A 22,947-nucleotide genomic window follows, 5' to 3' on the forward strand; every position below is an offset into this window, starting at 1 on the left:
TTTATTTGGGAGTGTGACGTAATGAGTAGAAATAAAACCATAAAGTTGTCGTTGTGGTTGATTCATATATGTATGTTCTTACTCTTGTTGGTCATCGTTGTACTTTGTTTATATGCATTTATGGGATCTCAAGAGATGGTTCCTACAGCGGAGCAGACAGAAAAAGTAAATATCGTGTTGACACTGTTCCTATCGTTGAGTATCGTGCTTGAAATATTTTTATGTTGGATTAGTTTTAAGTTATGGAAAATACTCAAGCAACATCAAAATAGTATGTAAGCTTGTGCTATTTTATGATGAAAAAAGTAAGGTGCTACATGCAAAAGATATATGGCAATAGCAACTTCAGAAGTGTAAACTTGTATGGTATCATTTCCTCATCTTTTATTTTTTAACTTCTATTTATGAAGAGGACGGTTTTATTAATTGTTGAACTAGATTTTTTAAATGGTTGATTTCGTTATGAAGTAATTCATTCTCCTGATTAAACTTCTCCTCTAATTGACATTGTCTACTATATTGATCCCCGTTCAGTAAAATGAGCACTTGCTCTGTTCCTGTTCGCTCCATGACTGTATATCCATAGTTAGTATGATCACCCATACATAAGCAGCGTAGCGAAGGTTATGGTATCGTATACGTAACAGACAAATGGTCACTGGATGTACACTTGGGTTAAGTTGTAGTGTCCATGATAATAAAAGGAGCGAATGACAATGGAAAAGATAATGGGTATGGATGCTGGGGGTACATTGACCAAATGTGCTTTCTTCGGTCCAGATCAAACGTTGCAATACACTCATTTTCCTTCCGACTCATGGTGTGAGTTAGAGCAGTGGATAAAGCGTTATTCCTTCACCGATGTTTATATTACAGGAGGTAACGCATCAAAAATGAAAGAAAGGTTAGTGAGTGCATTTCCAACTCAAATGAAACGACATGTCATACACGAATTTGCAGCGACATGTAACGGAGCAGCGTATCTTTTACAGCAAAAAAAAGTGGTATTAGAAAACTATGTGATCGCAAATATGGGAACGGGCACTTCCATTCATGTCGTTTCTGGTGATGAGTTTAAGAGAGAAGCAGGAACGGGAATAGGAGGGGGTACCCTGCTAGGTTTAGGAAATTTATTATTGAATGAATCTGATTTTGCTTCCATATGTGCAATGTCTAAACATGGAGATAGAAATAAAGTAGATTTGAAAGTAAGTGATATTTACAGTGGAATACAATCGCCTTTAGCCAAGGATTTGACAGCAAGTAATTTTGGAAAAGTATTTCAAGATTTTTCGAATAATAGGGGAGCAGAGCATATAGCAGTAGGGATACAAGGGATGATAGCCGAGGTGGTCATCGTTTTAAGTATACAGGTAGCAAAACAACACAATATGGAACATATCCTCTACATCGGTTCCCCTTTGTTAAACAATAAGGTGTTGCTGGACATGCTTCAATCGTATACGATGATGTTAGGTTGTACCCCCATATTTTTAGACGTACATAGCCATTGTGGGGCAGTAGGTGCACTTTTGCAACATGGAAAAGCGCCATCATATCATAACGTATGACATGCATATAGATGAATACCACCCCGGATAGGAGGCAACGCTTTGTCTATTCATTTTAAAACATTTAGTGAGCTCTCTTTAGCGCAAGCGACGGAACTTTATAATGCAGGTTTTACTGGTTATGTTGTAGATATTCATCTTACTGTTCAGGGATTAATCGAACGACTGCATACCGTATGTATTTGCCCTGAACGTTCTTTGGTTGCTTTTGATGAATACCAGCCTGTTGGTTTTATTTTGAATGCATTTAAAACGATAAACGGGAAAAAGATCGTTTGGAACGGGGGAACAGCCGTCATTCCTACATATAGAGGTAAGAAAGTAGGGCATCAATTAATGGAAAAAACGATGCAATTGTATGAGCAGGAGCAAGTCGATGTTGCTACTTTAGAAGCGATTTCAGGAAACAAAGCTGCCATCTCGCTATACAAAAAATTCGAGTATGATGTGGTGGACAAGGCATTGTTTTTATCTTATCCAGGGAAAGGTATGGGGAGTCAAAAACCTTCACATTATCACGATTACACGTTGGAGCGGGGTATGACGCTGAATGCAAAGTTATTGTCTTTTTATGGCTATGATGTGACGTGGCAAACGTATGGCGAGCATATACGGGATGGAGAAAGTATCATAGCTTACAAAGAAGGTGCAGCTGTCGGTTATGCATTGTACAAGGAAGTGTATAAAGGTAGCACATTAGAGCAAATACTGTTGTATCAATGTCAAGTTCACCCTGATCACAAGCATAATGCAGATATCATCGTAGATGCATTGCTCACCGCTGTTTTCGAGTCATCGTCTTTATCTTATACGTGTAAAAGTATCAACTTATTAGCTTCGAACGAGGAAGCGGTCACATGGATGCATAACCAAGGGGCAAAACTACAAATTTCGCAAGTCATGATGAAGAAAGTGATGTAATATATGATACAATAAACGTTTTGAGATAGAATATAAATATCATTGTATTTTACATAGAAAGGAATTAACAACATGCACAATCAGCAAGAATCAGCACTAGATCAGGAACATTTGAATAATAATCGTCATGAAACACAGGAGATGATTGTGACGATAAAACCAGAATCGATTCGCATAGGGATGCAGGAATTAAAAGATATAGACTCCAAAATGAAGATTGTGGAGTGGCTAGACGATGGCATCGCTGTCGTACATGTGCAATCTTCTTTTCAGCATATTGCAACACATTTTATGAAGAAGCCACCGATTTTTATACAGCATATTTGTCCCGTTAATGAGAAAGTGAAGACAACCAATAGTAGGGAGGACTTGGTTCAAATTGCTGAACTCATCATAGAAAAAAAATTGTATAGAGAAAAACCAAGTACGTTTTCTGTACAAACGAGGTTCAGTGATGATGTACAAGTAGACTACAAAAAGTTTGAGATGAATCAAGCAATATCCGAGAAATGTATAGCACAAGGATTGGAGCTTGATGTGAAAAAGCCAGAGCAAATCATATCTGTCTTCGTTGCTTCATCCCGTATGTACATAGGAAGTTCTTTGTCAGTGGAGAATGTTAGCGATTGGGCTGGTGGTAAACGAAGATTTGCAATGGAGAAGGGACAAGTCAGTCGTGCACAGTTCAAACTGTTAGAAGTGCTGGAAATGTATGATCTTGTATTACCTGAAGGGGGAGAAGGCTTGGATCTTGGTGCGGCCCCAGGAGGATGGACCAATGTGCTTATTCATAAGGGGATGAACGTCACAGCGGTGGACCCTGCTTTACTCCATCCATCTATAAAAAAACATGCACAAGTTCGCTACGTTAAGGAGACAGCCCAAACTTTCTTCAAACAAACACAATCTAAGCCATACGATATCATCGTGAATGATATGAGAATAGATACGTATGAATCTGTTGACATCATGATGGAAGCTTATGATGTATTAAAATATGGCGGTTTCATCGTATTCACACTCAAAATGCCAAAGCGTAACATGATGAAGCGTTTGAAATATGCGTTACATCTACTACAGAGAAAATATGATATAGTTGGCGTAAAGCAGTTGTTTCATAACCGTTCAGAAGTTACCGTTGTTTTAGTTAAAAGTCATTGAGAGCTATTATGTTTATGATGGATGCTGTCATGGACATTCTTAAAAATTGAAGTGGATACGGGTAAGAAAGAAAAAAGTGAAGCTGCTACGATGTGGAGCAGCTCCACCATGGTTCATGTCTTCCATCATTTATTTTTTTCATCCCGTATAGGATGGATGAATTGTTGCATTTGATTTTTTAACCATTTTATTTCATCATGAAGTACTTGATTTTCCTGTTTCAGCTTATTTTGTTGTACGTATTGATCCCCATTGAGCAGTACAAGTACTTGTTTCTCACCTGTTCTTTCCATCACCCTGTAACCATAATGTGCTTTTGTAGCAACACCTTCTTCGTTCGGCATACAATAGCCGTTCACTTCACAACTGCCATCATCCCTTACACGTACTTGCCCGACTAAGCCGACGGCAGACCACTCTGGTCGTTCCGCTCTCGTCTCATAAGGACGATTGGGATCGTAATCTGGATTGACGGCGAGTTGTTTTTTCACCGTTTGTGTCTGCTTCACGTTACCGTGCTTATCTTCTTGATCTGGAAGTAGGACATGTTCTACGATGCGGCGTCCCCATTCATCGGTAACATACTGTCCTTGCCAGTGCAGTCCGCTGTTTCCGCCAAGTACACCTGGTGTCGCACTGGTGATGCCCAAAATGTATTCATCATTGCTATTGGCAATACGTATTTTATTGCCTTCAAGTGTGACGAAGTAACCGACATCAATGGGCTGACTGTCCATGCTTTCGAACATTTCAGCAAAATCACATATGTTACAGCTTGCATTCATACTGACAGTGCCCATAAAGCAAGCATCGCCGAGTGCTGCTCCGTTTGTTGTACCGCTAATAAAGGCGGCAAGACCATTGCCCGTAATGCCAAAAGCACCAGCAGCCAAGTGCCATGAGTTTTCTAGTTTAGCAGCACCACTGTTTCCCATGATGTGGGCACTGGTGAGGGTTGCACCTATAGTGGTACTGATCCCTTCGGCATGACTTGCAGCTCCGCTAGCAGTAGTCATAGCACCTTCGGCATGACTATTGATACCACTGGCCGTTGTTGCATCTCCTTCCGCATGGGATCGATTCCCCATTGCTATTGTATCTCTCCCTTGTGCATGACTATCGATACCACTGGCGGTAGTGCTGTTGCCTTCCGCATGGGATCGAACACCCAACGCCATGGTCATCAATCCTTCTGCGTGACTATCGTTAACCATGGCAATGGTCATGTCTCCTTCTGCGTGGGATTGAGCACCCATGGCCATCGTATTCTCTCCTTCGGCATGACTATCATTGCCGCTGGCAACGGTCGAGTCCCCCTCTGCATGGGCTTGAGATCCACTGGCTGTGGTTCCTGATCCTTCAGCATGGCTATTGGTGCCGCTAGCGAGTGTGTTTTGCCCTTCTGCATGAGCTTGATTACTACTAGCCATAGTGCCCATTCCTTCAGTATGCGTATTAGGAGAAACGGCCATCGTACTGACTCCTTCTGCATGGGACTGAGCCCCACTTGCAGTGCTATTAAACCCCTCTGCATGCGATATAGCACCAGAAGCCATCGTTATTTGCCCTTCACTATGGGCTTGGGCTCCACTGGCTGTAGTGTTGAACCCTTCTGCATGCGATTCATTTCCACTTGCAGTTGATTGGGTTCCTTCTGCATGTGAAGCATTACCACTAGCTGTTGTAAAAGCACCTTCTGTGTGACTTGCGATTCCATTGGCTGTTGTCATCGTTCCTTCCGCATGTGAAAGGTCTCCGTTGGCTTGTGTGTCAAGCCCCTCCGCATGGGACACTTCTCCATTTGCTTGTGAACCATTTCCTTCCGCATGAGATTGTCCCCCCATTGCTATAGTGGATTGTCCTTCCGCGTGAGCAAAGTTGGCCATTGCTAGTGAGCTAAGCCCTTCTGCATGGGATACAAAGCCACTAGCTATAGGTGAAAGCCCTTCTGCATGAGATGCAAATCCACTAGCTGTTGTGGTTACGCCTTCCGCATGAGAACCGAGTGCACTAGCAGTTGTACCCATCCCTTCCGCATGACTAGCTGCTCCACTCGCAGTTGTACCTGATCCTTCGGCATGGGAATGTAATCCAGAAGCTACAGTTCCTGTCCCCCCAGCATAAGAGCAGTCACCGATAGCTGTGGTGTTACATCCTTCTGCGTGAGCTTGATTCCCCATCGCTATGGTGCTGTTTCCTTGTGCATGACTGTCTGTACCACTCGCTGTCGTTTGACTTCCCTCTGCATGGGAGACCGAGCCACTAGCTACAGTAAGAAACCCCTCCGCATGACCAGCAAACGCATTAACTTCCACAGCGGTACCAAACCCTTCACTATGGGCGTTACTTCCACTAGCTAACGTGTTGGTTCCTTCACTGTGCGAACTACTCCCTATGGCTCTTGTGTTAGTACCTTCACTATGCGAGGCTAATCCTTGGGATTGCGTTAATGACCCTTCCGCATGCGAATTACTACCAATTGCAGTATTATTTCCTCCCTCGGCATGACTATTTGCACCATTGGCCGTCGTATTCGCGCCTTCCGCATGAGAGCAGCTGCCGTTGGCTACGGTGTCACACCCTTCACTGTGACTACCGAATCCGTTAGACGTAGTACTTGCACCTTCGGCTAACGATGCTTCCCCATTCGCAAACGTATTTTGACCGAGGGCGGTGGAGCATATATTAATGTCGTCATTTCGGTTACAACTCATTACTTTTCCTCCTTCATTTAATAGATTTGATACCTTACCACAGTGCATAAGATGGATAAATTTCAACATAAGAACCTGGAAACTGAGGCGTAAACTTAAATTCGATTATTTCTGCATCCTTTCTATTTGCTGAAACAATTTTTTATTGGCTGCAATGATTTGTTGATTTTGCAGAGCTAACGAATCTATTCGTTGTTGTAATTGCTGGTTTTTATTGGAAAATTGTTTATGCTGTAGATCGAATGTCTCCAGTTTTTCTTCAAATTGGCGTTGTTTATTATATTGATCCCCATTGAGTAGAACAAGCACTTGATTCTCACCAGTTCGCTCCATCACTCGATAACCATAATGCGCATTCGTAGCGATACCTTCTTCATTCGGCATACAATAGCCGTTCACTTTACAGCTGCCATCATCTCTTACACGTACTTGCCCGACTAAGCCAACCGCAGACCACTCTGGTCGTTCCGCTCTCGTCGCATAAGGACGATTGGGATCGTAATCTGGATTGACGGCGAGTTGTTTTTTGACCGTTTGTGTCTGCTTCACGTTACCGTGCTCATCTTCTTGATCTGGAGTTAGGACATGTTCAACGATACGACGTCCCCATTCATCGGTAACATACTGTCCTTGCCAGTGCAGTCCGCTGTTGCCGCCAAGCACACCTGGGGTGGCACTTGTGATGCCAAGAATGTATTCATCGTTGCTATTGGCAATACGTATTTTATTTCCTTCAAGTGTGACGAAGTAGCCTACATCAATAGGCTGACCGTCCATGCTTTCAAACATTTCGGCAAAGTCACATGTGTTACAGCTTGCATTCATACTCACAGTACCCATGAAGCAAGCATCTCCGAGACCTGCACCGTTCGTTGTGCCGCTAATAAAGGCGGCGAGACCATTGCCCGTAATGCCGAAAGCCCCAGCGGCTATATGCCATGAGTTTTCTAGTTTAGCAGCACCGCTGTTTCCCATGATGTGGGCACTTTCTAAGGTGGAACCAATGGAGGTACTGATCCCTTCGGCATGGGAGGCATTGGCACTAGCTACAGTAGAATTTCCTTCCGCATGAGCGGTAAAACTACTTGCAGTTGTGTTAAACCCTTCGGCATGGGAGGCATTGGCACTAGCCACAGTGGAATTTCCTTCTGCATGAGCGGTAAAATTACTTGCAGTTGTATTGAATCCTTCGGCATGGGAGGCGTTGCCACTAGCCACAGTAAAATTTCCTTCCGCATGAGCGGTAAAATTAATAGCAGTTGTACTGAATCCTTCGGCATGGGAGGCGTTGGCATTAGCCATAGTAGAATTTCCTTCCGCATGAGCGGTAAAATTACTTGCAATTGTATTGAACCCTTCGGCATGGGAGGTGTTGCCACTGGCCAGAGTGGAATTTCCTTCGGCATGGGAGGCGTTGGCACTAGCCAGAGTGGAATTTCCTTCCGCATGAGCGGTAAAATTACTAGCAGTTGTACTGAATCCTTCGGCATGGGAGGCGTTGGCACTAGCCAGAGTGGAATTTCCTTCCGCATGAGCGGTAAAATTACTAGCAGTTGTACTGAATCCTTCGGCATGGGAGGCGTTGCCACTAGCCAGAGTGGAATTTCCTTCTGCATGAGCGCTAAAATTACTTGCAGTTGTCATGAATCCTTCGGCATGACTGCTTGCACCACTAGCAGTTGTGCCAGTTCCTTCGGCGTGGGAAGCTGAATTAGAAGCAATAGAGGAATCTCCCTCCGCATGAGAAGCTGATCCACTGGCTGTTGTGCCAGTACCACCAGCATAGGAACATTCTCCCATTGCTATTGTATTACATCCTTGCGCATGGGATTGGGGTCCACTTGCGGTTGTTCCGAATCCTTCCGAATGCGCAGCAAGGCCGGAAGCTGTAGTTTCATTGCCGCTAGCATGGCTAAAGTTACCCGAGGCTATATTTGCAGTTCCTTCGGTATGGGAGATATCTCCACATGCCAAAGTTGAAAACCCTTCGGCATGAGCGTTTTCTCCACTAGCTAGGGTAGATAACCCTTCCGCATGGCTGTTACAGCCGTTAGCAATTGTGTCCCGGCCTTCCGCATGAGCAGCCATAGTACTTGCTATTGTAGAAAAACCTTCTGCATGAGAACTCGATCCACTGGCTGTTGTACCTGATCCTTCTGCATGGGATGTAAAGGCACTAGCCAAGGTATTGGCACCTTCTGCATGTGAGGAACCACCAGTAGCTTCTGTTTGACCGCCTTCACTATGACTTGCAAAGCCACTTGCTGTTGTGCCATTTCCTTCTGCATGCGCAAATTCCCCACTCGCTAGACTGAGAAACCCTTCCGCATGGCTGTTACAGCCGTTAGCAATTGTGTCCCGGCCTTCCGCATGGCTGCCAACAGCACTAGCTAATGTACTCATTCCTTCTGCATGAGAACAACTACCTGCAGCATTCGTACTTCCTCCTTCAGCGTGTGCAGCTGGGGCAGAAGCAACCGTACCACTGCCGCCAGCATAAGAAAAATTTCCTGTAGCAGAGGTCATGTTTCCCTCTGCATGTGAAACGGAGCCACTAGCTATAGTAAGGAATCCCTCGGCATGACCAGCAAACGCATTGGCCTCTACAACAGTGCCAAATCCTTCACTATGGGCGTTACTTCCACGAGCTAACGTGTTGGTGCCTTCACTGTGCGAGCTATTCCCTACGGCTCTGGTGTTGGTGCCTTCGCTGTGCGAGGCTAATCCTTGTGACTGTGTTAACGACCCTTCGGCGTGTGAATTACTGCCAATGGAAGTGTTACTGCCTCCTTCGGCATGACTATTTGCCCCATTAGCGGTAGTATTCGCCCCTTCCGCATGGGAGCAGCTGCCGTTGGCTACCGTGTCACACCCTTCACTGTGACTACCAAATCCGTTAGCTGTGGTACTTGCACCTTCGGCTAACGATGCCTCACCATTCGCAAACGTATTTTGACCTAGCGCAGTGGAGCATATATTGATGTCGTCATTCCGATTACAACTCATTACTTTTCCTCCTATGGATAGACTCCTATACCGTATGTCAGCATAATGAAAAGGGTATGGGCGGTTGACTATACCTATGGGTTAGAAATATTACTTTTAACATCAACTCTATCTTTATTTTTCTTAAAAAACTGCCCTAAATTTATTTTAGGACAGTGGAAAATGATTTCTTTTTTGATATTGTCTCTGTGTAACTAGCTTTTCTTAAGTTCGTTAATTTTGCTGTTTAGTTTCTCTATTTCCAGAAATAATGTTTTATTTATGTGTTGATTTTCAAAATCTAACGTTTCTATTTTATTTTTTAGTAACTTATTTTCCTGTTTCAGCTTATTTTGTTGCACGTATTGATCCCCATTGAGTAGTACGAGCACTTGATTCTCACCTGTTCGTTCCATCACCCGATATCCATAGTGCGCTTTCGTAGCAATACCTTCTTTATTCGGCATACAATAGCCGTTCACTTCACAACTACAATCATCTCTTACACGTACTTGCCCGACTAAGCCAACCGCAGACCACTCTGGTCGTTCCGCCCTCGTCGCATAAGGACGATTTGGATCGTAATCTGGATTGACGGCGAGTTGTTTTTTGAGCGTTTGTGTCTGGATGACATTACCGTGTTCATCTTCTTGATCTGGAGTTAGGACATGTTCAACAATACGGCGCCCCCATTCATCGGTAACATACTGTCCTTGCCAGTGCAGTCCGCTGTTCCCGCCAAGCACACCTGGTGTCGCACTGGTGATGCCCAGAATGTATTCATCATTGCTATTGGCAATACGTATTTTATTTCCTTCAAGCGTTACGAAGTAGCCTACATCAATGGGAGAACCGTCCATGCTTTCGAACATTTCGGCAAAGTCGCAAATGTTACAGCTCGCATTCATACTGACAGTACCCATAAAGCAAGCATCCCCGAGCCCTGCACCGTTCGTTGTACCGCTAATAAAGGCGGCAAGACCGTTGCCCGTAATGCCAAAAGCACCAGCTGCCAAGTGCCATGAATTTTCTAGTTTAGCAGCACCACTGTTTCCCATGATATGGGCACTGATGAGGGTTGCACCTATGGTGGTGCTGACTCCTTCTGCATGACTTGCAGCTCCGCTAGCTGTAGTCATAGCACCTTCTGCATGGCTAGCTTGACCGTCTGCAACGCTTATAGCTCCTTCCGCATGAGCACTAACTGCTAATGCCATGGTTTCTACTCCTTCCGCATGAGAAGAATTTCCCATGGCTACTGTTTCGTCTCCTTCCGCATGAGCATTAATCCCTGATGCTATAGTCCTTGCTCCCTCAGCATGACTTGCAATGCCACTAGCTACTCCAACATTTCCTTCGGCATGAGAAACAAGGCCACTCGCTGTTGTTCCTATACCTTCCGCATGCGAGGCAGTTCCTCCTGCTACTGTTCCGTTTCCTTCTGCATGCGAAGCTAGACCACTGGCTGTTGTTCCAGTTCCACCAGCATAAGAGCATACTCCCATAGCTGTGGTATTACACCCTTCAGCATGCGAAGCTAAAGCAGAAGCTGTAGTTCCAGATCCTTCCGCATGACTAGCTAATCCACTAGCCGTAGTACCTGATCCTTCTGCATGGGAAGCTAATCCAAAAGCTACAGTTCCAGTTCCACCAGCATAAGAGCAATCCCCCATAGCTGTGGTATTACACCCTTCTGCGTGGGAAGCTAAGGCACTGGCAACGGTCTGAGTTCCTTCCGCGTGGGAAGCAAATCCTGAGGCAACGGTACCGGTACCGCCAGCATAAGAGCTATCCCCACTAGCTATTGTTCTGAATCCTTCCGCATGAGCAGCAGTTCCCCCAGCTGTTGTACCCATTCCTTCTGCATGTGAAGCAGTTCCCCCAGCTGAGGTTAATTCTCCCTCTGCATGCGCAGCAGTTCCTCCTGCCGTTGTTTCCACCCCTTCCGAATGAGCTCCAGGACTACTTGCTGTCGTTTGTATTCCTTCTGCATGAGCAGAAGGCGCAGCAGCCGTTGTACCGAAACCTTCCGCATGAGCATTAGGTAAAGTAGCTATTGTATCTCTACCTTCTGCATGAGCGGCAATCGCAATTGCTGTTGTATTGAATCCTTCTGCGTGAGCAGCGGCTGCACCAGCCGTTGTAAAGAAGCCTTCTGCATGGCTATCCATGCCACTGGCAGTAGTAAACCGTCCTTCTGCATGGCTATGCATTCCACTTGCGGTAGTCTCATCACCTTCCGCATGAGAAGCAGTTCCTCCAGCTATCGTATCTATCCCCTCTGCGTGAGCAGCGGAACTGCTAGCCATAGAACGTAGTCCTTCTGCATGGCTCTGCTCCCCACTTGCGGTAGTCCCAGTCCCTTCTGCATGAGCAGCACGAGCATTTGCTATTGTATTAGACCCTTCCGAATGAGCGATAGGCCCACTTGCTGTTGTACCTAAGCCTTCCGCGTGGCTATTATCACCACTCGCTACTGTAAGTCTTCCTTCCGCATGACTGTCAAACCCGCTTGCGGTAGTCTCTATTCCTTCTGCATGACTGCTTCTTCCACTTGAGATAGTCCCAGTTCCTTCTGCATGACTAATATCACCACTTGCAATTGTGGACTGTCCTTGCGCATGACTATTATCACCACTTGCTATTGTAGATTGTCCTTGGGAATGACTGTTTGCCCCACTCGCTGTCGTTTGACTTCCCTCCGCATGGGAGGCCGAGCCACTAGCTACAGTAAGAAATCCCTCCGCATGTCCAGCAAACGCATTTACTTCCACAGTGGTTCCAAACCCTTCACTATGGGCGTTACTTCCACGAGCTATCGTGTTGGTGCCTTCACTGTGCGAACTCCCTCCTATGGCTCTGGTGTTAGTGCCTTCACTATGCGAGGCTAATCCTTGTGACTGTGTTAATGACCCCTCCGCATGCGAATTACTACCGATCGCAGTATTGCTTCCTCCCTCGGCATGACTATTTGCTCCATTCGCTGTCGTATTTGCGCCTTCCGCATGGGAGCAACTTCCGTTGGCTACCGTGTCACACCCTTCACTGTGGCTACCAAATCCGTTCGCCGTAGTACCTGCACCTTCGGCTAACGATGCTTCTCCGTTCGCAAACGTGTTTTGACCGAGCGCGGTGGAGCATATATTAATGTCGTCATTCCGGTTACAACTCATTATTTTTCCTCCTTCATATGAATAGACTTCTATACCGTATGTCACTATAGGGAAATGCGTATGGGCGGTTGACTATACCGAGGAGTAAAATAGAAAAGATTCCAGGCGTATTCATATAGTAGAGAAACTTTACAACAATAAGCAGGAATTTAGCGTAAGTTGTAGAAGTAAAAGAATAATAGTATTTTAAACTTTCATATTTTACTCACCTTTGATGCTCACAAAAGCCCTCCTCCTCATGTAGGGCAATGACTCCAATGAACACACTTATCTACCAAGACACACTAACATGACTTTATATAAGAAAATGATAGTCATCACCTGTTGTCTACTTCCATCATGCATATGATTCTGAAAACGCTTTAGATGTAAATCATGCATACAATAACTTCTCATAACAAATAAAACCAATTTTATTTTCTATCCATATCATTCATGTCGTGAACAGCTCACGCATATGTTATAGGTGGAACAACAATAATTAGCTGTCCATGCTTTCTTTTATGTTCTCTTTTTCACAATACAATGCGTGTGCTATTGTTCTCTTTTTCACAACATGCTAGCGGTGTATGGTTGAAATCTTATCCATTTCAACTTTCAAAATAAAAAAATGAAAAAACAACATGGATTGGAGGGATGTGAATGCTTCACATCGTCGCCTGTATTAAGCAGGTACCTGATACAAAAGTGATTAAATTAAATCCGAAAACGAATACCATGGATCGAACCAGTGCACCGGCAATTTTAAATCCTTATGATGCGCATGCCGTGGAAGAAGCAGTACGTCTGAAAAACAAATATGGTGGGATCGTTTCCGTCTTAACGATGGGACCTCCACCAGCAGTAAAAGCAATAAGGAAATGCATTGAAATTGGCGCAGACGAAGGATACATGATTAGTGATCGTGCCTTTGCGGGTGCGGATACGTTAGCGACGAGCTACGCCTTGACGAAAGCATTGGAAAAAATTCAGAAAGACACACCGATTGATCTCATTATTTGCGGCAAAATGACCATTGATGGAGACACAGGACAAGTCGGACCAGGCATCGCCAGAAGACTAGATATGCCACCGTTAACGAATGTGAACAAAGTAGTAGAAGTGAACAAAGAAGAGCAGTTTGCCATCATTCACCGCAAATTGGAAGATGGTCATGAAGTGATTCAAACTGCATTACCGTGCTTATTTTCGGTAGAAAAGGAGATTAACGAAGTTCCTTTTTCACCGCTTCCTCATATGATCAAAGCAGCAAGGTACAAACCTACCATATGGGCTGTCAGTGATTTGGAAGATGTGGACAAGACGCAACTAGGTTTGAAAGGTTCTCCTACCATCGTGTCCAAAGTGTGGCCACCAGAAAAGCCAAAAGGCGGGGAAATACTAGACGGTTCTCCGCAAGAAAAAGTAGAACAGATTTTAAGTATGGTACTAGAGAAAAAAGAATTGTTTCAGCAGCATAAGGAGGGAGTGTAATGGATCTTTCACAATACGTAGGCGTGTGGGTATTTATTGAAGTGAATGATGGAGTTATCGCTCCTGTTTCGCTGGAACTGCTAGGGGAAGGGCGCAAGTTAGCAGACAAAAGAAACGTCCCGTTAGCAGGATTAATGATTGGGAATCAAGTAACACACTTGTCACAATCACTATTTCACTACGGAGCAGATAGTGTATATGTATATGATGACCCTATTTTCAAATATTATCGCACCGAGTCCTATATGAAAGCCGTCATTGCCTGTGCAGAAGAACATAAACCAGAAATTATACTATATGGTGCAACCGCGACGGGAAAAGACTTGGCTAGTGCTGTAGCAACCGATTTAGAAACAGGTCTTACTGCAGATACGACGGTGTTAGATGTAGACGCAGAAAGCGGTCTATTGCTCGCCAGTCGCCCAGCTTTCGGTGGAAATATTATGGCGACGATTCTTTGTAAAAAGCACCGCCCACAAATGGCAACCGTAAGACCGAAAGTGATGAGGGCATGTGAGCCAGATACAGCAAAAAGCGGGGAACTCATACAGAAATCTATCGACGTAAAGGAAGAAGATTTAAGAACAAAAGTATTAGAGATTGTAAGGGAAACGAAGAAAGTAGCACGCATTGACGAAGCAGATATTATCGTGGCTGGCGGTAAAGGGTTAGGCAGCAAAGATGGATTTGCCATGATTCATGAGCTAGCAAAAGTGCTGGGCGGTGCCGTTGGCGCCAGCCGTGATGCTGTAGAAGCAAACTGGATTGATCATCATCATCAAGTGGGTCAAACGGGCGTGACGGTGACTCCGAAAATTTATTTTGCCATTGCTATCTCAGGTGCCATACAGCATCTTGTCGGTATGCAGAATTCAGGTTTAATTATTGCGATCAACAAAGACCCAGATGCCGCTATTTTTCAGTCCTGTCATTACGGTATCGTCGGTGACGCATTCGAAATTGTCCCGATGTTAATTGAAGCATTTGATAAAGCACTGCACAAGGAGGTACAGTATGGGTGAGAAATTTGATGTCATTATCGTAGGTGCTGGTCCAGCGGGTACAGCATGTGCCTATACACTGGCAAAGTCAGGAGTTAGTGTACTGCTTGTAGAGCGAGGAGAATATCCAGGTTCGAAAAACGTCATGGGCGGCGTGTTATATCGCAAAATGATGGAAGACGTTATCCCAGAATTTTATAAAGAAGCACCGATTGAAAGACAAATCGTAGAACAGCGCTTCATGATGCTCGATGAACAATCCGCGGTCACCTTCAGTTACAAAGGGATGGAATGGGATCAAGAGCCGTTTAACAACTTCACCGTACTTCGTGCTAAATTTGATCAATGGTTCGCAAATAAAGCGGTGGAACAAGGCGCCGTACTTGTCAATGAAACGGTAGTAGAGAGTTGTATCGTGGAGGATGGTAAAGTTGTTGGTATTCGTACCGATCGTCCAGATGGTGAAGTATATGCCGATGTGGTGGTGCTCGCCGATGGTGTTAACTCGTTATTAGCGAAGTCTTTAGGCTTCCATAAAGAATTTCGTCCTGACGAAGTCGCGCTTGCCGTCATGGAAGTTTTAAAATTAGATAAAAAAATAATTGAAGATCGCTTCAGTTTAGAAGGCAACCAAGGTTGTACATTTGAAATTTTTGGTGATTCTACAAAAGGAATATTAGGAACAGCTTGGCTATATACGAATAAAAGCAGCATAAATATAGGTGTTGGTGCAATGCTTTCTGGTCTCATTAAACATAAAATAAAACCATACCAACTTTTAGATTATGTGAAAAATCATCCGATACTCCGTAAATACATTCAAGGCGTGGAGCAGCAAGAGTATTTAGCGCATCTCATTCCAGAAGGTGGGTTTCACTCCATGCCCCAAATCGTCGGGGATGGCGTATTAGTTGTTGGGGATGCTGCACAGCTCGTGAATGCCATTCATCGTGAAGGGTCGAATATGGCCATGACATCGGGAGTGCTTGCTGCTGAAACGATCATGGCTGCCAAGGAAAGAGAAGATTATTCTACTGCGACCCTAGATAGTTATCGGGTAAACTTATTAAACAGTTTCGTTGGTAAAGACTTAAAGAAATATAAAGATGCGACGCATCATTTTGAAAAATTCCCGCACTATTTTGAAAAATATATTCCCATGATGAACAAAGCAGCAGGACAAATGTTGACGATAGACGGAACTCCGAAAAAAGACAAACAGAAAAAAATATGGAAAGAGATGGGGACAGCGGGACAGAAATTCAGCATGGCGAAAGATGCCATTAAAGCTTGGAGGGTGATGAAATGAGTGACAAGACTAATGTGCAATCCATCGAGGAAAAGCAATATCTTGTACGCTTCAAGGCCAATACAGAATCTCACTTGCACGTATTAGATTCCGATGTGTGTGCAACCAAATGTCCAGACAAAATCTGTACCATTTTTTGCCCAGCAGAAGTGTACAAATGGGAAGATATCCGAATGCATGTAGGGTATGAAGGATGTCATGAATGTGGCAGTTGCCGCATAGGCTGCCCGCATGAGAATATAAAATGGGAATACCCAAAAGGTGGTCACGGTATTATATTTAGATTGGGGTAACCACGATGATCAAAGTCGGAGATGTAGTGACCTATAGATTAGACGGTACAATTGGAACTGTCGTAGATGTGAAAAGGGATAAAATACAGATCGTTTGGGAAGATGGTTTTACTTCTTGGGAGACGCGTCAAAGTATACTCAAAAATGAAGACGAATTTATTTACTATCAGTTCAAAATTAATGAGCTATTGAATGATTAAGTGTACATCCACCTTTACGCCTGGCTACTGAGGCGTAAACTTGTCTCTCATTATGTCTATAATATATAGAAGGAAAAGGCCGCTCAGGAATGAGTGGCTTTTTGTTGTTACATTGCTATTGTTATTGGTAATACTTTCTATGGTATTGTATTTTTTCTCATCCTTTTCACATACATTCACCGTAAAATTGTTAGATGTTTGTCGCATACTAAATAAGTAAGGAAAGCACACTTAAAAAAGACGTTAGGTGACAAGGGACTTCATCCATTATAATGGGTGATGAGGTGATGACAGTGAAGCATATTTTTGTTGCAGATGATGAGCGTAACATTAGAAATATATTAGAAAAGTTTTTAGTAAAAGAAGGATACCGTGTGACATTGTTTCATGATGGCACACAAATTGCACAAGAGGTAGAGCGCCTCCAGCCAGATTTATTAGTATTAGATATTATGATGCCGCATGTAGATGGGCTAGAAGTGTGCCGTGATATTCGTGCTAAAAGTGATATTCCTATTATTTTTGTATCAGCTAGAGATGAAGAATTAGACCGCGTACTAGGGTTAGAGCTAGGTGCAGATGATTATTTAACGAAGCCCTTCAGCCCAAGAGAGCTCGTTGTTCGCATCAAAAATATATTTAAAAGAATACATATGCCGCAAAAAAATGAGCCAGATTTGCAAATCAAAGATGTGCGTCTATTACTGGAGCAGCGTAAAGTGCAAGTAAAGAATCAAGAAATTTCACTGACAGGGAAAGAATATGAGCTGTTGTCTCACTTCATTCAAAATAAAAATATGCCCTTTACACGAGAGCAGTTAATTGAAAAAATTTGGGGATACGATTACGTTGGCGATGGAAGAATAATTGATGATCTCATTAAACGAATACGTAAAAAGTTGGCACAATGTAAATCTGAATTAGAAATCACTACAGTATGGGGCTATGGCTATCGTGTGGATGAATAAATTGAAAATTGGTCAAAAATTGTTTTTGAGTTATTTTCTTATTATTAGTTTGTTTTTTTTCGTCACCGTGCTTTCCTTTAACATGATCTCGTATAACCATTTAGTCAAACAAGCACAAGAAGATTTGCAAAAAGAAGGAAATAAGATTGCTTCCGTGCTGGAAAGTAGCTATAATGGACCGCTAACTTCTAGGTTGCTCCAACAGTTTTTTGAAAAAAATCGTAAAATGCCGCTCATTAACCGACGTGCCATACTGGATGTGCAGTTTTTTGTCATGAACAATGACGGGGACATTTTATATGCTAATGCAAACGAATCCGTTGTAGATATTTGGTTACAAGATAAAAATAATTTTTCCAAACAATATGTGTCTCAGCAGCTTGCCATTACCGACTATGAAAACCAAATGCTCGGTACTATTTTTATGTTTACAGAAATTGAAGGATTGCAAGAAGTGAATGCCATGATGTGGAACACGCTCTTCATCAGTCTGGCTATATCCGCCATCCTTGCCATTTTGGTTGGATATATGATGCAGCGCAATATTACAAACCCTGTTCGTTTGCTAAATGGCTACATGAAAAAATTTAGTTTAAAGGCAAAACAAGCACCACTGTCTATGAAAGGCAATGATGAAATAAAAGAGCTATCCGATACGTTTCAAGAGTTGACGACACGGTTACAATCGTATGACATTGACCAAAAACAGTTTTTGCAAAATGCCTCTCATGAATTGAAAACGCCATTGATGGCGATACAAGGGAATGCCGAAGCTATTATGGACGAGATTGTGACAGGAGAAGATGCTACGCAAAGCTTAAACATCATCATACAAGAATGCCAACGATTAAAGTTGCTCGTAGAAGAAATAAGTTACTTAACCCGGTTGCAAACAGTAGAAGAAACGTTCCGTTTTCAAGAGGAAAATATTCATGTTATTTTGGATGAAACGATTCAAAGTATGAAGCCATTACTAGACCAAAACCATATCACATTAAATTGGAATAGCGAAGTATATCAAAATATGATCTGTGATCCAGATAAACTGAAGCAAACATTTATCAATGTAATTAGTAACAGTATCCGATATGCGAAAAGCAACATTGATCTGCAATTATTGCAGGAGAAACAAAACATGATGATTACCATAAGCGATGATGGGCCTGGTTTTAAAGCGGGAGACGAACAAAAGATTTTCCAACGTTTTTACAAAGGGGAGCAAGGTGGAACAGGAATAGGACTAGCGATAGCAAAAGTCATTGTAGAAAAGCATGGTGGCACCATTATCGCTAAGGCAAATCAACCACATGGCGCGCTTTTTGAAATAACATTACCCATTCAATATGGAAGTAACAAGAAAATCACAAAAAGTGTAAACAACAAAAAAGCTATGATAGGAAAGAAGAGGGGAAATAATGAACAATTTTCACATAAAGAACGAAATAAGTGATCACGAGCATGTATTGCAAAAAAAATGGCGTGTTATAATTAACCCTTTTTTAGCACTTTCATTTCAGAAAAAAGATCTTGCTTGGGGAATATTAGGTTTACTGACATCGTGGTTAGCGTTTTTTGTATGGGGTATCATGACCAAAAACAAGCTCATTGAGAACGCTAAAAATTTTCCGAACGAAGCAGGGGAAAAGTTATCTGAAGTGATCAACGAGATTATAGGCAATCAAGGTGGAGGTTTACTAGGCTTATTTAACATAGAAGAACGCATTAAGCAAGCGATAGAAAATTATGATTTTGGAAGTACGATTGGCGAATTTGGAAGCAGCTTTCCACTTGCACAAGATGCGCTGATCCTCGGTGGATTATCTCTTTTCGTATTGTTAAGTTCTATTTGGTTATTTGCCACCATGACTGGAGGAAGAAAACAATCGATTGTAGAACTGATAACAAAGTTAGGTAGTGCGCAGTTTTTTACTGGTATTGTATTTTTAATCTCAGCAGCTTCTACGCTTGTATCACTCAGATTATCGATGTATGTACTGCTCCTTGCTTGTTTTATTGCTCTCATTGTTACGTTTATGATGGCGAAGGATATGTTCCAAATACCTTATCAGCGAATCATTATCTTTTCTGTATTAAGTATTGCTGTGTACAATGCGGTGGTGTTTTCTTTCATTCGCATGAAACTTGCAAGTTATCCTAACATTCCGAGTTTGCCAGAACTATTGCAGCGCATGTTTGGTGCGTAAATGTGAGTACAATGGTACATTTGTTTTGCTGTATGGCATTACTAAATAGTTAGTATTTAGCTAGGAAAAGAGATCGTGTGACCAAGAAACGCCAACGTCTACTACCGTGCCAGACGTGAAGATTGGAACATTAATACGAGTAACCACGTGCAGCTAATAAATCCAATCAATGGATATAGAGTCGATAACAAATTGCTGAAGCCAATTTGACTAATTAGAAAACAACAAAGTAATACGATGGATAATGTACGACGAAAAGGAAAATCGTATTTAATATTTAATTGTGTAGTGAGCCCGTATATGTTGGCAATCAGCGTCGTTAATATCTCTAGAAATATAACGAGAAGAAAGAGGACTTGTAAAATATCATGAAAACTGTAAGTGAAATAGCCCATCGGAATTTCAAATTGAGCAATCAGCGGCATTTGACTAGATAATGACAAGTGAATCGAAAACAATAAAACACCGATGCCTAATCCACCTATTAATCCTCCACCTACAATGGTGGATTTATTTTGTATTTTAGCACCGATAGGAACGAGTAGTGATTGTGCTAGTATGAGATTAAAGGCAGTATAGAGGAATGGGGATAGCCAAACACGGAACGGATGTGCTTCAGCGTCTAAGTGTAAGAAGTTGGTTGCTTGAGACGAAGTTAACGATTGGAAAACAACGATGCCGATAAAAATAAACATGATGGGAACGACGATCGAATTAACCATGAAAATAGCCTTAATACCATGTGAGATAACGAAAAACGTAATCAATAAGGTGAAAAGTAAACCTAACTGCATCGGAAAGTGAAAAAAGTCCGAGAATAATGCCCCTGCCCCTGCAAGTACCACAGAACTAATGACTAAAAGAGTTAATATGATGAACAACGTAATACCAACCCCAATATTTTTGCCAAAAAGCATAATATTTAAGTCTTCAAACGATGTTGTCTTAGTATGATAAGCAATGACCATTAATTTTATGCCTAACCATACAAACAAACCACTGGCAATGATAATCGTTATCGTACCACTCCATCCGTACTGTGTGAAAAATTGCAATATTTCTCTTCCTGTTGCAAAGCCAGCTCCTACAATGGTGCCGATATATGTAAAAGCAATCTGCATCATTAATTTGAACTCTTTTAGCGATAATTTCAACTACAACCACTCCCTGTGACAAGCCTTATACCATTACCTTATGTTGCATAACAGACAAGCATGACAACGGAGGCGTAATCATGCATATCACTATTTCTTCTTTATACATTCCTTTATCTTTAAAGATGAAAAATATCATGATATGATGAACATAACAGGCATATCTTATGAATGTAGCTTTGTACAGTTTAAAGGTAAAGGATGACACCATACATGGATATAATAAAGAAAAAGATACAAGATGAAGCAAGGGTAGTCGACAATAATGTGCTACAACTAGATACGATTTTAAATCACCTCATTGATCCATCATTTATGATGGAAGTAGGGAAGGAGTTTGCGTCTCGTTTTAGTGAGAAGCAAATAGACAAAGTGGTAACCGTAGAAAGTTCTGGCATACCTGTGGCTTTTGCAACAGCAATGCAACTGCAAGTCCCTTTTGTATTCGCAAGGAAAAGAAAGACCAAGATGACAAGTGATCAGATGTTGAGTGAGCGTGTTGCGAGTTATACGCAAGGTGTAGTGGTGGACATTCTACTTTCTCCAAACGTCATTAAGCCAAATGAACAAGTTCTCATCGTCGATGATATTATTTCTAACGGGGAAGTATTGAATGGACTTATACAAATTACGAAACGCGCAGGGGCTGACGTCGTTGGAGCTGGAGTCGTATTGGAGAAAAGCTATGAGAAAGGAGCAGAATGGATTCGATCACAGCACATTGACTTACAATCTATCGTGACGGTTTCATCGGTTTCTAATAGTGAAATTCAGTTTAAATAGCGGCTTAAGTAGGGGTTATATTCATTTTGGAGTAATGTGTCTTCCATCTTTTTGAAGTTTCACATATAATAAAGCTATATGGATGAGAGGAGGAGAATAGCATGGGGAATCAAGGAAATGAAACATTTTTCAGTGAGAAATTGCTTGAATCCAAAGAAAGCTTTGAGCGAGCGCTTGAATGTAAGCATACAGAGTTTGATGATCTATATCCCTACATGACAGAACATCCTCAATTTTTTTGGTATAAACGATATGTAGCGTGGTCACAATTATTAACGATTGTTAAAATATGCAAAGAATTAGAATTTGATTGGGAACAGCAATTTACTCCTCATCAAATCAAATATATAAATAAACGCGTCATGTCAAGTAATGTATTAGATAAATGGTTTGAAAAAAATAAATTGGAAAAAGAGATGAAGTAATATGGCGCTGCATAAGCCAGTGAGTGATGAAGTGCTGGATCAGTATAGACTGAATAATACGAAGATAAGAGTTGTCCGTGACGCTGATCCAGCGAATGACGTAGTGGGAAGAGTAGTAGCATGGGATGAACAGCATGTGCTCATTCGAAAACAAAATAGAAACGTACGTAAATTGCTGAGAACGTATCATTTTGAGCCAGCAAGTGAAGAGAGGACATCACCTTTTACCAATGCATAAGTAGAAGGCACATATAGATATAAGACAGCAAACAATTACCACTGTATTGTTGGTTAAACTTTCTCATTTATGTTCACACTATAAGTAAATGATTTACGGAGGTGTGCAAAATGGGGTCTGATGGTGAAGAATTGATTCGTTACGTAACGGAGACCATTGTTACACGTTGGAACCGTGATAGCAAAAGGGAAAAAGACGAAGAGAAAGAGCGGGTTGAGCAAAAAGAACATTGGCAAACACAATGGTTTGGGATGATTCCACTTTCGATTCATTTATGGAGAAAAAATAAGAAAGACATGATTGCTCCAAAGTCAACAACATTTAAAAAGAAGCTAAATTAAACAATACAAAGTAAGATGAAGAAATGATGAAGC

21 protein-coding genes are annotated in these 22,947 nt (G+C 42.3%); 16 read left to right on the plus strand and 5 right to left on the minus strand.

Annotation, left to right across the window (positions count from 1 at the left end; translation table 11 throughout):
* The first annotated feature begins 21 nt into the window (after positions 1–21).
* A complete protein-coding gene (locus tag D1Z92_RS01110) occupies positions 22–279 on the plus strand; it encodes a hypothetical protein (protein WP_128893794.1) in 258 nt (85 codons plus the stop codon).
* 123 nt (positions 280–402) lie between these two features.
* On the opposite strand, the gene D1Z92_RS17175 is transcribed toward D1Z92_RS01110, so the two are convergent.
* The gene (locus D1Z92_RS17175) at positions 403–570 is read right to left on the minus strand and encodes a hypothetical protein (protein WP_164931379.1); all 168 of its coding nucleotides are present in this window, start codon (positions 568–570) and stop codon (positions 403–405) included.
* Between the two features lie 146 nt (positions 571–716).
* On the opposite strand from D1Z92_RS17175, the gene coaW reads away from it, so the two are divergent.
* The 3 genes from coaW to D1Z92_RS01125 all read left to right on the plus strand — a co-directional run bounded on the left by coaW (position 717) and on the right by D1Z92_RS01125 (position 3,653).
* The gene (gene coaW, locus D1Z92_RS01115) at positions 717–1,571 is read left to right on the plus strand and encodes a type II pantothenate kinase (protein ID WP_164931380.1); all 855 of its coding nucleotides are present in this window, start codon (positions 717–719) and stop codon (positions 1,569–1,571) included.
* A gap of 42 nt (positions 1,572–1,613) precedes the next feature.
* Complete coding sequence (locus tag D1Z92_RS01120; RefSeq protein WP_164931381.1) at positions 1,614–2,492, plus strand: GNAT family N-acetyltransferase; 879 nt, start codon at positions 1,614–1,616, stop codon at positions 2,490–2,492.
* Positions 2,493–2,564: 72 nt separating this feature from the next.
* Positions 2,565–3,653, plus strand: coding sequence for an SAM-dependent methyltransferase (locus D1Z92_RS01125; protein WP_128893797.1), 1,089 nt, complete (start codon positions 2,565–2,567; stop codon positions 3,651–3,653).
* A gap of 125 nt (positions 3,654–3,778) precedes the next feature.
* Here the strand turns inward: D1Z92_RS01125 and D1Z92_RS01130 are convergent, their stop codons facing one another.
* The 3 genes from D1Z92_RS01130 to D1Z92_RS01140 all read right to left on the minus strand — a co-directional run bounded on the left by D1Z92_RS01130 (position 3,779) and on the right by D1Z92_RS01140 (position 12,525).
* Positions 3,779–6,367, minus strand: coding sequence for a peptidase G2 autoproteolytic cleavage domain-containing protein (locus tag D1Z92_RS01130; RefSeq protein ID WP_128893798.1), 2,589 nt, complete (start codon positions 6,365–6,367; stop codon positions 3,779–3,781).
* Positions 6,368–6,472: 105 nt separating this feature from the next.
* The gene (locus tag D1Z92_RS01135) at positions 6,473–9,373 is read right to left on the minus strand and encodes a peptidase G2 autoproteolytic cleavage domain-containing protein (protein WP_128893799.1); all 2,901 of its coding nucleotides are present in this window, start codon (positions 9,371–9,373) and stop codon (positions 6,473–6,475) included.
* 194 nt (positions 9,374–9,567) lie between these two features.
* Positions 9,568–12,525 carry a peptidase G2 autoproteolytic cleavage domain-containing protein gene (locus D1Z92_RS01140; protein ID WP_128893800.1) on the minus strand — a complete coding sequence of 986 codons (2,958 nt, stop codon included), beginning with the start codon at positions 12,523–12,525 and terminating at the stop codon, positions 9,568–9,570.
* A gap of 642 nt (positions 12,526–13,167) precedes the next feature.
* Between D1Z92_RS01140 and D1Z92_RS01145 the strand changes: the two genes are divergently transcribed.
* From D1Z92_RS01145 to D1Z92_RS01180, 8 genes are all read left to right on the plus strand, one after another.
* Entirely contained in the window at positions 13,168–13,998 is an 831-nt protein-coding gene (locus D1Z92_RS01145; RefSeq protein ID WP_128893801.1) for an electron transfer flavoprotein subunit beta/FixA family protein, read from the plus strand.
* Complete coding sequence (locus D1Z92_RS01150) at positions 13,998–15,020, plus strand: electron transfer flavoprotein subunit alpha/FixB family protein (RefSeq protein ID WP_128893802.1); 1,023 nt, start codon at positions 13,998–14,000, stop codon at positions 15,018–15,020. The genes D1Z92_RS01145 and D1Z92_RS01150 overlap by 1 nt, the downstream gene beginning before the upstream one ends.
* On the plus strand, positions 15,013–16,308 hold the full coding sequence (locus D1Z92_RS01155; RefSeq protein WP_128893803.1) for an FAD-dependent oxidoreductase: 1,296 nt from the start codon (positions 15,013–15,015) through the stop codon (positions 16,306–16,308). Before D1Z92_RS01150 ends, D1Z92_RS01155 begins: the two co-directional genes overlap by 8 nt.
* The gene (locus tag D1Z92_RS01160) at positions 16,305–16,601 is read left to right on the plus strand and encodes a ferredoxin family protein (protein WP_128893804.1); all 297 of its coding nucleotides are present in this window, start codon (positions 16,305–16,307) and stop codon (positions 16,599–16,601) included. The genes D1Z92_RS01155 and D1Z92_RS01160 overlap by 4 nt, the downstream gene beginning before the upstream one ends.
* 5 nt (positions 16,602–16,606) lie before the next feature.
* Entirely contained in the window at positions 16,607–16,801 is a 195-nt protein-coding gene (locus tag D1Z92_RS01165) for a hypothetical protein (RefSeq protein WP_128893805.1), read from the plus strand.
* Between the two features lie 287 nt (positions 16,802–17,088).
* Complete coding sequence (locus D1Z92_RS01170) at positions 17,089–17,769, plus strand: response regulator transcription factor (protein ID WP_206099695.1); 681 nt, start codon at positions 17,089–17,091, stop codon at positions 17,767–17,769.
* Complete coding sequence (locus D1Z92_RS01175) at positions 17,762–19,219, plus strand: sensor histidine kinase (protein WP_240666527.1); 1,458 nt, start codon at positions 17,762–17,764, stop codon at positions 19,217–19,219. The genes D1Z92_RS01170 and D1Z92_RS01175 overlap by 8 nt, the downstream gene beginning before the upstream one ends.
* Positions 19,185–19,973, plus strand: a complete 789-nt coding sequence (locus D1Z92_RS01180; RefSeq protein ID WP_128893807.1) for a hypothetical protein — start codon at positions 19,185–19,187, stop codon at positions 19,971–19,973. The genes D1Z92_RS01175 and D1Z92_RS01180 overlap by 35 nt, the downstream gene beginning before the upstream one ends.
* Before the next feature lie 101 nt (positions 19,974–20,074).
* Here the strand turns inward: D1Z92_RS01180 and D1Z92_RS01185 are convergent, their stop codons facing one another.
* Positions 20,075–21,127, minus strand: a complete 1,053-nt coding sequence (locus D1Z92_RS01185; protein WP_128893808.1) for a YkvI family membrane protein — start codon at positions 21,125–21,127, stop codon at positions 20,075–20,077.
* A 213-nt stretch (positions 21,128–21,340) separates the two neighbouring features.
* Here D1Z92_RS01185 and D1Z92_RS01190 point away from each other — a divergent pair, with 213 nt between their 5' ends.
* From D1Z92_RS01190 to D1Z92_RS01205, 4 genes are all read left to right on the plus strand, one after another.
* Positions 21,341–21,910 (plus strand): xanthine phosphoribosyltransferase, encoded by a 570-nt coding sequence (locus D1Z92_RS01190; protein WP_128893809.1) that lies wholly within the window; start codon positions 21,341–21,343, stop codon positions 21,908–21,910.
* Between the two features lie 101 nt (positions 21,911–22,011).
* A complete protein-coding gene (locus tag D1Z92_RS01195) occupies positions 22,012–22,335 on the plus strand; it encodes a hypothetical protein (RefSeq protein WP_128893810.1) in 324 nt (107 codons plus the stop codon).
* A 1-nt stretch (position 22,336) separates the two neighbouring features.
* Positions 22,337–22,573 (plus strand): hypothetical protein, encoded by a 237-nt coding sequence (locus D1Z92_RS01200; RefSeq protein ID WP_128893811.1) that lies wholly within the window; start codon positions 22,337–22,339, stop codon positions 22,571–22,573.
* 110 nt (positions 22,574–22,683) lie between these two features.
* Positions 22,684–22,914 (plus strand): YqzE family protein, encoded by a 231-nt coding sequence (locus tag D1Z92_RS01205; RefSeq protein ID WP_128893812.1) that lies wholly within the window; start codon positions 22,684–22,686, stop codon positions 22,912–22,914.
* The last annotated feature ends 33 nt before the right edge of the window (positions 22,915–22,947 follow it).

Origin of the sequence: Longirhabdus pacifica (assembly GCF_004115085.1) — a bacterium.
GTDB lineage: Bacteria > Bacillota > Bacilli > Paenibacillales > DSM-105158 > Longirhabdus > Longirhabdus pacifica.

Excerpts from the sequence above, each read along its gene's own strand:
- D1Z92_RS01110 (WP_128893794.1), top strand. The coding sequence starts at position 22 with ATGAGTAGAAATAAAACCATAAAGTTGTCGTTGTGGTTGATTCATATA.
- D1Z92_RS17175 (WP_164931379.1), bottom strand. The coding sequence starts at position 570 with ATGGAGCGAACAGGAACAGAGCAAGTGCTCATTTTACTGAACGGGGAT.
- coaW (WP_164931380.1), top strand. The coding sequence starts at position 717 with ATGGAAAAGATAATGGGTATGGATGCTGGGGGTACATTGACCAAATGT.
- D1Z92_RS01125 (WP_128893797.1), top strand. The coding sequence starts at position 2,565 with ATGCACAATCAGCAAGAATCAGCACTAGATCAGGAACATTTGAATAAT.
- D1Z92_RS01130 (WP_128893798.1), bottom strand. The coding sequence starts at position 6,367 with ATGAGTTGTAACCGAAATGACGACATTAATATATGCTCCACCGCCCTC.
- D1Z92_RS01135 (WP_128893799.1), bottom strand. The coding sequence starts at position 9,373 with ATGAGTTGTAATCGGAATGACGACATCAATATATGCTCCACTGCGCTA.
- D1Z92_RS01140 (WP_128893800.1), bottom strand. The coding sequence starts at position 12,525 with ATGAGTTGTAACCGGAATGACGACATTAATATATGCTCCACCGCGCTC.
- D1Z92_RS01145 (WP_128893801.1), top strand. The coding sequence starts at position 13,168 with ATGCTTCACATCGTCGCCTGTATTAAGCAGGTACCTGATACAAAAGTG.
- D1Z92_RS01150 (WP_128893802.1), top strand. The coding sequence starts at position 13,998 with ATGGATCTTTCACAATACGTAGGCGTGTGGGTATTTATTGAAGTGAAT.
- D1Z92_RS01155 (WP_128893803.1), top strand. The coding sequence starts at position 15,013 with ATGGGTGAGAAATTTGATGTCATTATCGTAGGTGCTGGTCCAGCGGGT.
- D1Z92_RS01160 (WP_128893804.1), top strand. The coding sequence starts at position 16,305 with ATGAGTGACAAGACTAATGTGCAATCCATCGAGGAAAAGCAATATCTT.
- D1Z92_RS01165 (WP_128893805.1), top strand. The coding sequence starts at position 16,607 with ATGATCAAAGTCGGAGATGTAGTGACCTATAGATTAGACGGTACAATT.
- D1Z92_RS01170 (WP_206099695.1), top strand. The coding sequence starts at position 17,089 with ATGACAGTGAAGCATATTTTTGTTGCAGATGATGAGCGTAACATTAGA.
- D1Z92_RS01175 (WP_240666527.1), top strand. The coding sequence starts at position 17,762 with ATGAATAAATTGAAAATTGGTCAAAAATTGTTTTTGAGTTATTTTCTT.
- D1Z92_RS01180 (WP_128893807.1), top strand. The coding sequence starts at position 19,185 with ATGAACAATTTTCACATAAAGAACGAAATAAGTGATCACGAGCATGTA.
- D1Z92_RS01190 (WP_128893809.1), top strand. The coding sequence starts at position 21,341 with ATGGATATAATAAAGAAAAAGATACAAGATGAAGCAAGGGTAGTCGAC.
- D1Z92_RS01195 (WP_128893810.1), top strand. The coding sequence starts at position 22,012 with ATGGGGAATCAAGGAAATGAAACATTTTTCAGTGAGAAATTGCTTGAA.
- D1Z92_RS01200 (WP_128893811.1), top strand. The coding sequence starts at position 22,337 with ATGGCGCTGCATAAGCCAGTGAGTGATGAAGTGCTGGATCAGTATAGA.
- D1Z92_RS01205 (WP_128893812.1), top strand. The coding sequence starts at position 22,684 with ATGGGGTCTGATGGTGAAGAATTGATTCGTTACGTAACGGAGACCATT.